The following is a 14,022-nucleotide window of genomic DNA, read 5'->3' as shown; positions in this document are numbered from 1 at the left end:
AGCTCGAACCGAGACAGGGCCGCCCCTGCTCACCGAGGGCGGCCGAGGTCACCGTGCACGAGCTCCCGGTCACACCTGGAAGAGACCCACGCCGACTACGGGCCGGCCCGCGGTGCAGGACACGACCCCCACACCACCAGAGCACACCAGCCGACCGAAGGAAGACGTCGCCGATCGACCTCGTTTCGGCGGCCTTCCCTCCGACGGCCACAGCCCACCGCCTCCTGAACGCCATGCGAGCCCCGCCGATCAAGGCCGCCTCGGGCCGGCAGGCCGCCCCGCCCCCGCCCCCGAAGATCCACAGCCGACCTCAGCAGCTCAGCGACAACACACCGGCGACGGCACGACCTCGCCGATCGCCGTAGCGGCACGACGCCCGGTGACGGCACGACGGCCGACCTGGCAGAGGGCCGTGCCCGGTTCCCACACCAGGCCGGCCACTGCCTACGCCGCGACGAGATGACCGCCCAGTTCGCACCACGCCTGCGGCAACGCCCGATCAGGCCACCGACCCGGCTTCGGCACCGAACCGACCCGCGAACACCACCGACGCCATCCGCGCGCCCTCCGACCACGCGACCGGCCCGACATCGCTGCACCGCACCCGCGTCCCCTCCGGCAACACCCAGAACAACTCCCCGGTGCAGGCAGGCAGCTCGGGCGACCCGGTTCCGATCCAGTACCGCGCCTCGACCAACCGTCCCCGCTCGAAGACCGGGCAGACCACATACCCGTCCCTCACCGCCAGACCCTCGGCCCGACAGCGGTCCAGAGCATCACCCAGTTCGAGGAAGTAACCGTCGGCGTAGTCGGTGATCGAAGTCGCCGTCGCCGACATCACCGTCGGCCTGACCTCGGTCTGCCGGAAAAGCTGAGAGACCGTCTGTTCGACCTCCAACGCGAGTGCCAGTTCCTGGAACCGTTCCAACTCCGGCAGCAGAACCGGATGACCGATCACCAGCCGGTCGAACGCGAGCGTGCACACCGCTCCCGACGCGGCCACCACATGCACGCCGCCGTCGGAGTCGACGTCGCGCAACAGGCCCGCGGAGTCGGCGACCATCGAACCGCGCTCGTCCACTCCGACGACCACCAGCGCCGACAGCGTCTCGCGCCAGGTCTCGTCTTCGAACAGTCGGACCAGCGTCGACACCGGAATGGGCAGCGAACGGACCATCCAGCGCCGCACCGTGTCCCGGCACTCCCGCCGAAAGCGAACGGCCGGATCGTCGACCACCGGAGGCGGAACGACCGACGACAGCGTCGCACCGTCCGAGGCGACCAGCACCAGGTGTCCACGCTCGGCCCGACGCGCGCCACGGCGTCGCGCCCGCCGGTGGGCGGCGGTGATCGCAGTCCGCTGTTCGTCCCTCGTCATGTCCGCCGCCCCCATCTGAAGATCGTTGATCAAGTCGACGCGGACCTTATGGCAGCGCCCCGACAAGACGATCGGCGCCCGTCCGGTCACGCACCGGATTCAGCCGTCATCGTACGGTGGTCGGACGTGAGCCGCGGCGACGTTCATGACATCCCCCCGACTCTCCGTCTCGAGACTGACGTACCCCGCGGTCGTCCTCGTGTACCGGAGGATTTCGAACCGAGTCGGATCACACCGTCCGCCGCGTCTCGATGCCGCTCAAGCGGACGCGCCGCAGATCGCGGATCAGGCCGTCGCGTGCCGAGGTGTCGCCCTGTCCCGCCTGCTGGTGCCGCAGGCGACGACTCGCCACACGCCCGCCGACCGACCCACGCCAGTCGCGGCCACCTGGCCTGCGGCAGACTTCCGGACTCAACAGGACGCCGGGCGCGCAGGTCGACCACAGACCGTTCCATCGAAGACGCCTGTCACGCACGTCCGATCGACATGGGACGCCGAGGTCGACTCGCCGAGGGACCCACTGGACGGCCAGGCTCGCCTCGTCGATGGCGCGGTGACGAGAACCGGCCGACTCGAGGGCGAGGTGCCACGCCCCGTACAGCGCCTGTTCCGTGTTTCCGCGCTCCGAGCGTGGAAGGCGGAAGGCGGCCGACCGGTCGGGGCGAGACCGGCTCGCTTCGGCCACGGTGTGGTCCGATAGCGAGCCGAATCGAGCCGAATCGAGCTGTTCCGGGGGTTCTTGTCCGGGAGGTTGCCTTCTGTGCTTGTTTCGATGATTGAATTTGGTCAGCACTGAAAGGATAGATGTCTTCAATGTCGGGCCGGTCGAACGTCAGGGCCGCGGAACAAGGGCAGGACCAGATCCGCGGTGCGGTCCGGCATAGCGGGAGAACGCAGCCGAGGGACATCCGGCGGGCACCGGTCGCCCTCGAACCCGCCGTCACACCCCTGGCCCGACGCCGCGTCCGGTGACGGGTTCGTCGCCATGCCGTCGCCCACCCCACCGGCACACGGTCGCGACACTCGCCGCGCCTTCTCAGGGCGCCGGGACCGGCCCCGCTCAGGCGGGCCGAGACCAGGAGCCGCGACGGGGACCACGGCAGGTCACCGGCACTCGCCCGCCGGATCGACCGGGATACCCATGACCTCGGGTGACACGGCGTCGAACAGTGGTTCGGCGGGGTCCCGCGGCCCGACCGCACTCGCCCTCGTGAGGATCCCGCCGGAGAAGAGATTCGGTCGGACGGTCCATGTCACCCGCCGACGGGCCAGGACACCGCCCCCTTATAGTCGGAACCGACTAATAGGAAGCGGTGATGATGGCAACCCGACGAAAGATCGCCAACACGGTGGCGCTCGCCGTCCTGGGCCTGTTGCACGAACGGCCGATGCACCCCTACGAGATCGCGAGCACGCTGCGAGAACGCAACAAGGACAACAGTTTCAAGATCAATTCGGGCTCGCTGTACGACACGGTCGAGGCCTTGGCTCGACACGGATGGATCGAGCCGGTGCAGACGGTCCGCGCGGGCAGGCGGCCCGAGCGCACCGTCTACCGGTGCACCGACCTCGGACACGAGGAGTTCGTCGACTGGCTCGACGAACTCCTCCGTGAGCCCGTAGCCGAGTACCCCCGGTTCGTCGCCGCCGTCTCCTACCTTGGTGCCCTCGGCCCGGAGCGAGCCGCGGCGGCCCTGACCGAACGGGCCGGACATCTGATCCGGCGCATCGACGAGACTCGTGCCGCGCACGCCGAGACCATCGACGGCGGCGGGCTGCCCCGCCTCTTCATGATCGAGGTCGAGTTCCTGCTCCACGCCTGGGAGGCCGAGCTCGACTGGATCCGCGCCACCGTCGACGAGATCCGCGCGGGGAGCCTGTCCTGGCCGCCCGCCGTCCCCGGCGCGGACGAGACCACGACGCCGAGCTCCCCTGCAGAACCCGCCGACCCCGCCACCACCGGGTCACGGGTCGGTTCCGATCAGACAGGACCGGATTCATGACCACACCCGTGTTCACCACCGAGACGACGGCCCCTGAGGAGCCGAGCGCCGCACCGCCCCACCGTGCCGAGGTACTGATCGTGGGAGCCGGACCTGCCGGTCTGCTGCTCGCCTGCGAACTGCGACTCGCTGGCGTCGAGACCGTCCTGATCGAACGACACCACACTCGGCCGGACTTCTGCCGCGGCTTCACCCTCAACGCCCGAGCCCTGGATCTGCTCGCACGACGCGGTCTCGCCGAGCGCCTCGTCGCCGAAGGCTGGTCCGTGCCGTACGCGGCCTTCACCGGTCTGCCGGTGCGGCTGGACCTTCCCGGCACCGCCACGGACCATCCGTTCACCCTCGGCATCCCGCAGACCCGGGTCGAAGAGGTCCTCGAGGCGCGGGCCGAGGAACTGGGCACCGATCTCCGACGGGGACACGCGCTGCGCACCCTCGACGCCGACGCCGACGCCGACGCCGTCCTCGCCACCGTCGACACCGACCACGGCAGCTACCGAATCGAGGCGCGATATCTCGTCGGCTGCGACGGCGGACGCAGCATCGTCCGCAAACAGGCAGGCATCGACTTCCCCGGTACTCCCGCGACTCGGCACTGGTTGCTCGGCGACGTCGAACTGGACGAACCCGGCACGGTGGACTTCGGCACGACCAGCGGACCGGGCGGCGAGGTCTTCGTGATCCCCCGCCCCGACCACGTCCGCGTCATCATCGACGACCCGCGTCAGGGGACCGCGCGCGACGCCCCGGTGACGCTGGACCTGTTGAGCACCGCCGTGAGCACCGCGCTGGGCCGCCCCGTCGGTCTCGCTCGGCCACGCGGGCTCACCCGCTTCGGCGACGCCGCCCGCCAGGCCGCCCGCTATGTCGACGGCCGGGTACTCCTGGCAGGCGACGCCGCCCACGTTCATCCGCCCGCCGGGGCACTCGGCGTCAACATCGCCTTGGACGACGCCGTCAACCTCGGATGGAAGCTCGCCGCGACCGTGCGGGGCACCGCGCCCGCGGAGCTGCTCGACACCTATCACGCCGAACGGCACGCCGCGGGGGCGCGAGTGCTCGCGGCCACGCGAGCGCAGGTGCTTCTCGACGAACTCGGGGACGCGGCCAGGGACGCCGAGCGGTACGCGCCGTTGCTGGACCTGTTCACTCGAGTGGCGAGCCACCCGGCGGGCAACCGGGCTCTCACCGAGACCGTTCTCGGGCTGGACACCTCCTACGACATGCCGGGCGACGATGCCGACCCGCATCCCTGGGCGGGCCGCATGGTGCCGGATCTCCGCCTGCGCGGGGACGACGGTGAGCCGTTCCGACCGGCCGCACTGCTGGCCGAGGGACGCGGAGCACTCCTCGATCTGACCGGTGACGGCACGCTCGGGAGCCGAGCGACGGGATTCGCGGATCGGATCGAAACGGCCGCCGCGTCCTGCCCGGATCACCCCGAGCTGCGTGGGCTGCTGCTCCGGCCGGACGGGCACGCCGCGTGGGTGGAGACGACCACCGCCGCCACCGGCGATCTCGACACGGCCTTACGTCGGTGGTTCGGCGCGCCTGCTCACTCTGGCGGCTGAGTCCCGCGGCATCGATGCAGGCGGGCACCGGCGGACACGTCTCCGCCCGCCGCGGTCAGACACGTCCGGTGACAGGGGTGCGGCCGAACACCCACGGGTCGGCCTCGCACTGGGCGAGGAAGTCGGCGGGAAAGCCCCGTTCGAACTCCACGGCCGACTCCAGCGTGCGGAGGGCGTCGTCGGGCAGCACGACATCGACCGCGCCGAGGTTCTCGGTGAGCTGCTCGACGGAGCCCGCGCCGATGATCGGGTGGACGGCGGCATGGCGGGCCCGGATCCAGGCGAGCGCGATCTGCGCGGGGCGGGCACCCAGCCCGTCGGCGACCGTCAGCACCGCGCGGGCCATGGCATGGTCCCTGGCCGTCAGGTCGTCCGCGTCGATCCTGGTCTGGACGCCGGGCACGATCCCGTCGGGCGCGCTGAACTTCCCGGAGAGCACGCCGCCTGCCAACGGTCCCCAGGCGGCGACGCTCAGACCGAGTGTCTCGGCCATCGGCAGCAGTTCTCGTTCCGCATCCCGGCGGAGCAGGTTGTAGGGCACCTGCACCGCGGCGAACGGGGTCCACCCCCGCCATTCCGCGAGAAGGTCGGCCCGGCTGACCAGCCAGGCCGGGGCGTCGGAGATGCCGACGTAGAGGATCTTTCCCGCGCGGACGGCGTCGTCCAGCGCCCGCATCGTCTCCTCGATCGGCGTGTGCCGGTCCCAGAGATGCACCCAGTACAGATCCAGGTAGTCGGTACGCAGCCGCCGGAGACTCTGCTCGAGGGACAGGACGAGATTCTTCCGGTGACTCCCCGCGGCGTTCGGGTCCGCCTGATCACGCGAGATCGTGTACTTGCTCGCGAGCACGAAACGATCCCGACGGCCGATGAGGAGATCACCGAGCACGCTCTCGCTCTCACCGTAGGCCGACGCCGTGTCGATGACGTTGCCGCCCGCCTCCGCGTAGGCGTCGAGCATCGCCCGGTATCGCCGGGTCGCCTCGTCGCCGTGGTGTTCGTAGAACGACATCGCACCGAAGAACAGCTCGGACACTCGCAGTCCGGTTCGGCCCAGTAGTCGGTGACGCACGTGCGTTCCTCTCTCCTCGTGGTGACGTCCGCGGACGGACGCGGGTGTGCTCGCGGTTCGTGGTGAGGCGACGCGCCCTGCCCCGGGAATCAGCCGGGGATCAGTCCGGCGAGTCAGGCCACGGTCCGCGCCGACAGCTCGTCGGGGGTGGAGCAGGATCCGACGGCGTCGAAGGGGAACGGGGCCGCCAGCCTGCCGCCGACCTCGGCGCCGCCCTCGTGGAACGCCGCGGCGTGGCCGCGGATCTCGATGCCGCGCGGAGCCCACGGGTCGACGCCGGCGAGGTCGTCGACGACGAACGCCGCCGCCGGCCTGTGCGTGATGTCGCGGAACTTCTTGCTCTCGGCCATCCCGGAGCCCGCCACGCCGCCGATCGCCAGGCCGTCCGCCGCCGGGTCGTACCGGACGCCCCCCGGCCGCACCGACGGGCGGCCGGGGGAGCCGACCGTGGCGAGGCGACCCAGGGGTTGACTTCGCAGGTAGGCGATCTCGCGATCGGTGAACACGCTCATGGCACCGACCCTGCCCCAGCGGCGTGCGGGCAGAAAGACCGCGCCGAGACTGGTACCGCGAGGGACACGATCACCGCTGCGCGGAGTCGAGGCCGAATAGACTCTCCGCATGGGCGAGAACGAACTCGGCGCGTTCCTCCGGGCCCGGCGGGAGGCCGTCACCCCGGCCGAGGTAGGACTGGTCGGCGGCCCGCGACGCCGGACCCCGGGTCTGCGTCGTGGTGAACTCGCCACGATCGCCGGAATCAGCGTCGAGTACCTCACGCGACTGGAGCAGGGACGCGACCGTCGACCCTCCCCCGAGATCCTCGCCGCGCTCGCCGACTCGCTGCGCCTCACCTCCGACGAGCGTGTTCACGTTCATCGCCTGGTCAAGGCGGTGACCGGGGGCGCATGTCAGGGCAGCGCTCCCCCGGCCGGCGTGGCGCGGCCGACGGTCCTGGCGCTGCTCGATCGCCTCGGCACCACGCCGGCTCTGGTCCGCAACGGGCCGGGTGACCTGCTGGCCTGCACCGCCGGCTACCGGCGGCTGGCAGAGCCGCTCGGACTCCTGGACGCCGAACCCGCCAACCTCGCTCGTTTCGTGTTCACCGACGGCCGGGCACGGTCGGTCTTCCCCGAATGGGAGCGGATCGCCGACGCCCAGGCCGCCGATCTCCGCGCCGCGACCGCGCTGGGCGACTCCCACGCGGGCAGGCTCGCCGAGGAGTTGTCGATCGCCGCGGGTGTGCGGTTCAGCAGCCGGTTCCAGTCCTCGGCCGCGCTGCCCGCGCGGGTCGGGGTCGAACGCTGGGCCCATCCGGCCGTGGGCGAGCTGACGCTGGCCTACGAGAGTCTGGAACTCCCCGACGCCGAGGAGCAACGCCTGCTCGTCTATCTGCCCGCGGACGAGCAGACCACCGCGGCGCTGGAAGTCCTCACCCGGCCGGCGGCCGCGTCGTGACGCTCCCGACACCGTCCCGGCGATGCCACGCCGTCCCAGCGAGACGCCGAAGGACCACCCGTCGACCACGGCACAGCCGGTCACGAAACGGCTGATGTCGCGGCCGAGGCCGTGTCCGTCCTCGACGGTGCCGACGCACGGCGGGGCCGGCGGCCGCACACCCACCGCGAGGACGGACACGGACGGGGCGCGGCGCAGCTCGGCAATCCACTCTCTGTCCTGAACATGCGGGCGGAGGGCGCCGTCAGCGGCCGCCTCGGACTGTTCGTCGACCGGGCCGGCCACGCCGAATCCGGGATCGGCTGGACGCGTGTCCCGCCACACCCGGGGGCGGGGCCGGGCCGCCGTTCCGCCGCCGTGCGCGGCGTCCCTCGAAAGGGCTGCCCACCGGCCGAGGCGGCCCGCACGGTGCTCGACGCGACCGTGAGGACCGGGCGGGCACGGCGTCGGGCGCCCGTACGGACCGGGGCACCGCATCGCCGCGCACGTACCGGGCCGGCTCGGCTTCCGGAGAGACCACACCTCGACCGACGGGAACGGCGAGCCGACCTGGCTCACGCACAGCCCACGTTGAGACCGCCGGGCCCCGGGACACTCGTCGGGCCGCACGGCGGGGCGTCCGCCCGCGCCGCCCCGGTGTGCATCGGTCTCGCTCGGATCACGCGATCGTCGTGGGTGGGGCGGGCCTCGCCGTGACTCGGCGGAACGCCACGACCTGGCCGACACACAGCAGGAGGTTCGTCACCAGGAGCGCCGCCCACAGCCCGGTCAGGCCCGCCGACGCCGCGATAGGCAGGCACAGCAGCACGAGCAGCCCGTGACCGGCCGCCAGCACGATCATGCTCGGCACGGTACGGCGGAGTCCGATCAACGCGAATCCGAGCATCGCCTGCATGCCGTCGGCCGCCACCACCAGCAGAATCCACGGGAGCAGGCCCGCGACCATCGCCGTCACCACCACGTCGGCGCTGAACAACGGGATCAGCAGGTCACGGCAGGCCGCCAGGGCCGATGCCACGACCGTCAACGCCAGGACGCCGACTCGGACTCCCGCCCACGCGATCGGGCGACTCCGCGCCCCGCCTGCGGCGGCGTCTCTGGCGATGAGAGGCACCGTCGCCTGGCCGACGGCCACCGCCATGGTGAAGGCCAGGTTCACCAGGGACACCGCGATCCCGTGTGCGGCGGAGGCAGCGGTGCCGATGCGGGCGGCGGCGAAGGCCAGGACCCCCAGCGACGCGAACTTGATCAGTACCGTCGCCGAGAGCGGGATTCCGACCCGAAGCAGCGTCACCACTCCCCGCAGCGCCGGTCCCGTTCCGGTCGCGCGACTCCCCACGGTGGTCACCGCCCCCCGCAGTCCGACCATCGTCACCAGTGCGTTGCCAATCACCGCGATCAACACGGCCGCCCCTGCTCCGACAGCACCGAGGCCGGGCAGCCCGGCGAACCCGAATACCAGCGCGGGCGACAGCGTCACCGTGATCAGCGCGCCGGCGAGTCCGCCGTACAAGACCGGCCGGGTCCTGCCCAGTCCGACGAGGGCGGCCGAGGCCGACGAACCGACGGCGGTCACCAGCACGGCCACCGCGAGGATCAACGGCAGCGGCCCGAGGCGCGCGATCGTCGCGTCGGGCACGCCGCCCGCCCGCGCCAGCCCTCCGACGGCGGCGGTGGCGGCGGCCCCGAACAGGCCCACCAGCAGCGCCGAGAGCAGGCCGTCCCTGACCACCGTCGCGAGACCGCCCTGATCGGTGCCACGCGCCGCGACGAAGGGCATCACGCCTCGGGTGGCGCCGCTCACCGCGGCGGTGGCCGGCAGATACACCGCCATGGCGACGGTGAACGCGGCCAGCGCCGCGGTGTCGTGACGCCCCAGGACCGCGGTGTTGATCAGCGCCGCCACCGCCGTGACGATCAGCGACAACGACAGTGGCAGCGCGGCACGGACGATCCGGCGGGTGGTGCTCCCGCCGGACCCGGTGGTGGCCACCCGCGAGGCACGTAGGCCGGGTTCCTCGTCGGCGGTCCGCGGTCGCTCGCCGTGGAGGGCGCTCGCCGTCTCCACTCGGTACGGCGTACTCCCGGATCCGGGTGCGGGACCGCCCTCCTCGATGCGGTCAGGGCCGCCGTGGTGCGGGCTCGCCGTGTCGGCGCCCGGCCTGCTCGGAGAATCCATCCCCTCAGCCAACAGCGTCGAGCAGGCGACACGCTGGAACCACGCTCGACGCCGTCGGACGGAGAGCGGTACGAACCGACGGGCCGTCGCGATCCCCGGTGGCCCGAGCCCCGAAAGCCCGCGAGGATCGTCGGCGCCCGCTTCGGCGGGGTGACGCCTCCGCGGTGCTCGGCGGGTCGGCGGTGCTCAGGTCGGCGCCCGAAGCGCGACGTCTCGAGCGGCAGGCGCCGACCAGACTCGGCCGGACGACGGGTCGAGCGCCTGGCACTGTCGGTGGCCTCGGGCAGCATCAGCGGCCGTGTATCGGGAACGACGACCGCCTGCGTCGCTGTCCGGCCTGGTCCGCTGTGTCTGGCACGCTCAGGAGTCCACGACCAGACTGATCGTCCCGGACGGCTGTCTCGACGTCATCGTCACCGCCGATCGGGTCTTCGTGGCGGGCCCGGACACCCGCGCCTGGCGGTCCACGGTGCCGCCGGGCACGGCGATCACCGGGCTGCGGTTCGAGCCGGGCCAGGCCGCGCGGGTGTTGGGGGTGCCCGCCGACGCGCTGCGGAACTCGCGAGTCGATCTCGCCGAGTTGTGGGGGCGAACCGGGACGAGCCTCGCCGAGCGGCTGCGGGCGGAGCCTGCCGCACTGGCCCAGGTGTTCGCGAACCGTCCGATCGCGCCGCGTGATCCGGAGGTGACCGAGGTGGTGGCCAGGATCGACGCGGGCGCGACGCGGATCTCGACCGTGATCGCCGACGTGGCGCTGAGCGAACGGCAGCTCCGTCGTCGGTTCCGTGCCGCCGTCGGTTACGGGCCCGCCACCTACCTTCGCGTCAGCAGGCTCCGGCGGGCCGTCGCCGCGGCCGAGCACGGCGGGACGCTCGCCGAGATCGCGGGCGAGGCCGGTTACGCCGATCAACCGCACCTCTCCCGCGACTGCCGCGAGTTCACCGGTCTGAGCCCGGCGGTGTTCCTGGGTCACGGTTGACCGTTCTGTTCACGACGGCACCGCGGTGCGGGCGCGAGAATTCCGGCATGGCCACACCGACCGACGTCCGTCCCGTGACGCGCCGCGCCCTCGACTTCCTTCACGGCCATGCCCGGCTGGTGGAGCGCAGGTTGGCGCAGGCGTGGTTCGCCGCGCCAGACCCGGCGCACGCCCATGCCGTGCTGCACGCCGTGGAAGCCCACCGCAACGCCGACGGCGGGCTGGGCCACGGTCTGGAGCCCGACGTCCTGGCTCCCGATTCGCAGCCGCTCGCCGCCGACTTCGCCTTGGAGGCCGTGGAACAGGCTGTGCGGTCCCCGTCGGGTCGGCACGAGTCGGTGCGTGAGCACGCCCATGCCCTCGCCGTCGGGCTCGCGGACCATCTCGCGACCGTCGCGTCCGGCGACGGCGGCCTGCCGATCGTCCTGCCCACGATCACCGGGTACCCCCATGCCGAACACTGGGGTGACGGCGTGTTCCCCGCCGGGCTCAACCCGACGGCGAGCATCGTGGCTCGGCTGCGGGCGCTGGGCGTCACCTCGACGTGGACGGCGGCGGCCGAACGGTTCTGTCACCGGCACATCGAGGCGCTGCGCACGGCGGCGTCGGCGGACGCCCACACCGTTCTGACGGCGTTCTGCTTCCTCGACCATGTGGCAGAGCAGGGCGATGTCCGCGAGCAGGAACACGCCCGCGAGGTCACCGCCGAGATCGCCGCGCGCGCGACGACCTGGACGTCCTTCCACCTCTATCCCGGCTCGGGCTACGGCCTGGGCCCGTTGGACTTCGCCCCCACCCCGGACCATCCGCGTCTGGTTCTGTTCCCCGAGGATGCCGTCGCAGCTCAGCTCACCGCGATTCGCCAGAGTCAACTGCCCGACGGCGGCTGGGCGCTGTCCTGGCAGCCGCCCGGACCCGCCGCGGAACTGGCCTGGCGAGGGGTACTGGCGTTGCGCAATGCCCGGCTGCTGCACGACTTCGGCGGGTGAGGGTTCGGCGACCCCGACGTGATCGATCTCGGAGTACGGGCGGGGCGCGGGCGGCCGTCTCGACGACATCCCGCCCATGCCGCGCCGCCCGAGGCCGGTCCGCCGCCGTGTCGCCCTGTGGGCCGCCGGGTTCGGCGGCCTGGCGGGACGGGACGTCGACTTCTCCCGTCACGCTCTCGACGACGACGCGGCCATGATCGTAAAGTCGACTCGGATGACGCCGACGGTCGAGCGCTCGTGCGGGTTCGCCGAGGAGGCGCCGGGGCTCGACACGGCGACCGCCCGCGAGAGGAGCCCGCCGTCACCATGCCCGCGCCGGTGATCCGCCCTTACCGTCCCGCCGACCGCGACGCCGTCTACGACGTCTGCCGTCGCACCGTGTTCCCGCGTGCCGACGCCGTCGAGGTCCATCCCGATCTGATGGCCGACATCTTCGCAGGCCCTTATCTGCACTTACAGCCCGAGCTGGCGTTCGTCCTAGACGACGGCGACCGGGCGGTCGGGTATGTGCTCGGGGCCGCCGACACGGTGTCGTTCGCGGCCGACTTCGCCGACGTGTGGCTGCCGCTGGTCGCCGACCGACATCCCGCCCCGGGACCGCCCCCGCATACCGCCGACGAGGAGATGCGGTCGCTGCTGCACGATCCGGGCCGGATGGTTCATCCGGCGCTCGCCGATCATCCGGCGCACCTGCACATCGACCTACTGCCTCAGGTGCAGCGCTCCGGATACGGGCGGAGGCTCATGTGGACGCTGCTGGCCGCGTTGCGCACGAGGGGGGTGCCTCGCGTGCATCTGGGCATGGTCCCGGAGAACGTGGCGGCTCGTGCCTTCTACGACCGGCTGGGCTTCACCGAGATCACCGTGCCGGGGGCGGTGGCGGGCACGTATCTCGGCCGCTCGACCGAGGTGCCCGCCCCGCTTTCCGAGGTGACTCAGCCGCCGTTACGAGGCTGATAGTCAGGAGTCCGCCGTCTGGCGAGCGGGCTGTGCAGCGCGGTGACGGAGTCCAGGAACGCCCGTCCCATCACCGCCCGAGCCCGCACCGCAGGGTGTGTCGCGCCGAAGTCGTCCGCATCGCGCACTCCGCGCGAGAACAGGGCGAAGGCGGCCACCGGGGCGCCGTCGAGATCGAAGATCACCCCGGCCTCGTTGCGGCCGTCGTTGAACCAGCCTGCCTTCGTCGCCACCCGCAGTCGTTCGTCGGAGGACATCTCCCGGCGGATGCCGTCGGTGAAGGCCACCGGGGCTCGCAGGCAGTTCAACAGGAAGTCGGTGGACTCGGCCGACAGCAACGTGCCCGCGGTCAGCGCAGCCAGCATGTCGTGCGTCTCCCGAGGCGTGGTGGTGCCGAGGAAGAAGCGATTCGGGTTGGCAACCGGCACGACCTGGGTTCGCGGGTAGCCCTTGGTCACGAGGATCTCGTTCAGCTCGGCCGCCGGACACACCAGGCCGCACAGGCGGACCGCCGTGTTGTCCGAGACGGTCAGCAGCAACGCCAGCGCGTGCCCGACGGTCACGTGGCTCGGGTAGGCCCGGTCGAGGTGGAAGACGCCGTCGACGTCGGCGACGACGATGTCCGCAGAGACCTCCACCTGCTGATCCAGCCTGATCAGGCCGCGGTCGACCTTGTCGAGCACCGCCACGGCGACGGCGATCTTGTTGACGCTGTAGGCCTCCACGACCGAGTCGGCCGACTCCTGCACGGAGGGCACCGACGCTCCCGTCGCGTCGACGACCGACACCAGGGAGCTCCAGGTCCCGCCCGCCCGCGCCGTCTGCCTCCGGTAGACCTCCGCGATCACGTCGCAGGCCGCCGAGGCCGTCGTCACATCGCTCTGCCGAAGTCGGGGCTGCTGGGCCGCGGCCGTGCCCGACGTCGCCAGCGCCGTCCCCGCCGCCGCGCCCAGGCCTAACCCCAGCGCGGCCCGACGGTTCACCTTCGATGCCACCGTGGCTCCTCTCATCGTGAAAGAATGATCACAGCGCAACCGATCGCCGAAGAAGATCTTCCCGACCAGGATTCACGCGGACCACACGGGCGGCGCGCGACCACGCCTTCCACCCGGGCGGCCACCGTCCGACGAGGCCCGCCGCGACGCGGGCGGCGCGCGTCGGCTTCCCGCGGCGGACTCGGCGTCATCGACGACCAGCGCGTAGTCGGTGCGGCAGCGAGGCGGGCCGGGCGCAGGCCGAACGGGGGACGCGGACGACCGGCCGGGGCGCCCCTTCCTGACACCGCTCGGCCACGCAATCGGCGACTCGACGCGGTCGCTCGGCTCCAGGCCAGGCACGTCACAACCGCGATCACGTCGCCGGACACCCCGACCCGACGCCCCGTGCGCTCCGTCGTGCTCCGCGGTGACCGGGTCGCCGGCGTCGCCGCACCCGGCTTC

General features: G+C 72.1%; 12 protein-coding genes. 6 read left to right on the top strand and 6 right to left on the bottom strand.

Translation table 11 applies throughout. The annotated features are described in order from the left end of the window. Positions 1 to 499: 499 nt before the first annotated feature. Positions 500 to 1,468, bottom strand: a complete 969-nt coding sequence (locus AHOG_RS13870) for a DUF4132 domain-containing protein (protein WP_093941729.1) — start codon at positions 1,466 to 1,468, stop codon at positions 500 to 502. Between the two features lie 139 nt (positions 1,469 to 1,607). Further along, a complete protein-coding gene (locus tag AHOG_RS30250; RefSeq protein WP_260404477.1) occupies positions 1,608 to 1,730 on the bottom strand; it encodes a hypothetical protein in 123 nt (40 codons plus the stop codon). Positions 1,731 to 2,694: 964 nt separating this feature from the next. On the opposite strand from AHOG_RS30250, the gene AHOG_RS13860 reads away from it, so the two are divergent. Together AHOG_RS13860 and AHOG_RS13855 are read left to right on the top strand one after the other, a co-directional pair. Then, a complete protein-coding gene (locus AHOG_RS13860; protein ID WP_093941727.1) occupies positions 2,695 to 3,381 on the top strand; it encodes a PadR family transcriptional regulator in 687 nt (228 codons plus the stop codon). Beyond that, entirely contained in the window at positions 3,378 to 4,952 is a 1,575-nt protein-coding gene (locus AHOG_RS13855; RefSeq protein WP_093941726.1) for an FAD-dependent monooxygenase, read from the top strand. The genes AHOG_RS13860 and AHOG_RS13855 overlap by 4 nt, the downstream gene beginning before the upstream one ends. Positions 4,953 to 5,007: 55 nt before the next feature. Here the strand turns inward: AHOG_RS13855 and AHOG_RS13850 are convergent, their stop codons facing one another. After that, complete coding sequence (locus tag AHOG_RS13850) at positions 5,008 to 6,024, bottom strand: aldo/keto reductase (RefSeq protein ID WP_093941725.1); 1,017 nt, start codon at positions 6,022 to 6,024, stop codon at positions 5,008 to 5,010. A gap of 113 nt (positions 6,025 to 6,137) precedes the next feature. Next, positions 6,138 to 6,536, bottom strand: a complete 399-nt coding sequence (locus AHOG_RS13845) for a PPOX class F420-dependent oxidoreductase (RefSeq protein ID WP_157736807.1) — start codon at positions 6,534 to 6,536, stop codon at positions 6,138 to 6,140. 109 nt (positions 6,537 to 6,645) lie between these two features. Between AHOG_RS13845 and AHOG_RS13840 the strand changes: the two genes are divergently transcribed. Further along, positions 6,646 to 7,479 carry a helix-turn-helix domain-containing protein gene (locus tag AHOG_RS13840; protein WP_093941723.1) on the top strand — a complete coding sequence of 278 codons (834 nt, stop codon included), beginning with the start codon at positions 6,646 to 6,648 and terminating at the stop codon, positions 7,477 to 7,479. 658 nt (positions 7,480 to 8,137) lie between these two features. On the opposite strand, the gene AHOG_RS13830 is transcribed toward AHOG_RS13840, so the two are convergent. Further along, positions 8,138 to 9,658, bottom strand: coding sequence for an MATE family efflux transporter (locus AHOG_RS13830; RefSeq protein WP_093941721.1), 1,521 nt, complete (start codon positions 9,656 to 9,658; stop codon positions 8,138 to 8,140). Between the two features lie 298 nt (positions 9,659 to 9,956). Here AHOG_RS13830 and AHOG_RS13825 point away from each other — a divergent pair, with 298 nt between their 5' ends. The 3 genes from AHOG_RS13825 (at position 9,957) to AHOG_RS13810 (ending at position 12,583) form a co-directional block, all read left to right on the top strand. Continuing rightward, the gene (locus AHOG_RS13825; RefSeq protein ID WP_245856761.1) at positions 9,957 to 10,637 is read left to right on the top strand and encodes a helix-turn-helix transcriptional regulator; all 681 of its coding nucleotides are present in this window, start codon (positions 9,957 to 9,959) and stop codon (positions 10,635 to 10,637) included. 47 nt (positions 10,638 to 10,684) lie between these two features. Next, on the top strand, positions 10,685 to 11,626 hold the full coding sequence (locus AHOG_RS13820) for a hypothetical protein (protein ID WP_093941720.1): 942 nt from the start codon (positions 10,685 to 10,687) through the stop codon (positions 11,624 to 11,626). Between the two features lie 306 nt (positions 11,627 to 11,932). Further along, on the top strand, positions 11,933 to 12,583 hold the full coding sequence (locus AHOG_RS13810) for a GNAT family N-acetyltransferase (protein WP_093941718.1): 651 nt from the start codon (positions 11,933 to 11,935) through the stop codon (positions 12,581 to 12,583). On the opposite strand, the gene AHOG_RS13805 is transcribed toward AHOG_RS13810, so the two are convergent. Continuing rightward, complete coding sequence (locus tag AHOG_RS13805) at positions 12,562 to 13,578, bottom strand: serine hydrolase (protein WP_245856759.1); 1,017 nt, start codon at positions 13,576 to 13,578, stop codon at positions 12,562 to 12,564. The genes AHOG_RS13810 and AHOG_RS13805 overlap by 22 nt on opposite strands. Between the last annotated feature and the right edge of the window lie 444 nt (positions 13,579 to 14,022).

The sequence above is a fragment of the Actinoalloteichus hoggarensis genome, assembly GCF_002234535.1.
GTDB lineage: Bacteria > Actinomycetota > Actinomycetes > Mycobacteriales > Pseudonocardiaceae > Actinoalloteichus_A > Actinoalloteichus_A hoggarensis.
Note: the sequence above shows the minus strand (reverse complement) of the source record. Positions and strands in the feature narration are given on the sequence as shown.

Coding starts and splice junctions, on each gene's coding strand:
- AHOG_RS13855 (WP_093941726.1), top strand. CDS start 3,378: ATGACCACACCCGTGTTCACCACCGAGACGACGGCCCCTGAGGAGCCG.
- AHOG_RS13820 (WP_093941720.1), top strand. CDS start 10,685: ATGGCCACACCGACCGACGTCCGTCCCGTGACGCGCCGCGCCCTCGAC.
- AHOG_RS13840 (WP_093941723.1), top strand. CDS start 6,646: ATGGGCGAGAACGAACTCGGCGCGTTCCTCCGGGCCCGGCGGGAGGCC.
- AHOG_RS13810 (WP_093941718.1), top strand. CDS start 11,933: ATGCCCGCGCCGGTGATCCGCCCTTACCGTCCCGCCGACCGCGACGCC.
- AHOG_RS13860 (WP_093941727.1), top strand. CDS start 2,695: ATGATGGCAACCCGACGAAAGATCGCCAACACGGTGGCGCTCGCCGTC.
- AHOG_RS13845 (WP_157736807.1), bottom strand. CDS start 6,536: ATGAGCGTGTTCACCGATCGCGAGATCGCCTACCTGCGAAGTCAACCC.
- AHOG_RS13830 (WP_093941721.1), bottom strand. CDS start 9,658: ATGGATTCTCCGAGCAGGCCGGGCGCCGACACGGCGAGCCCGCACCAC.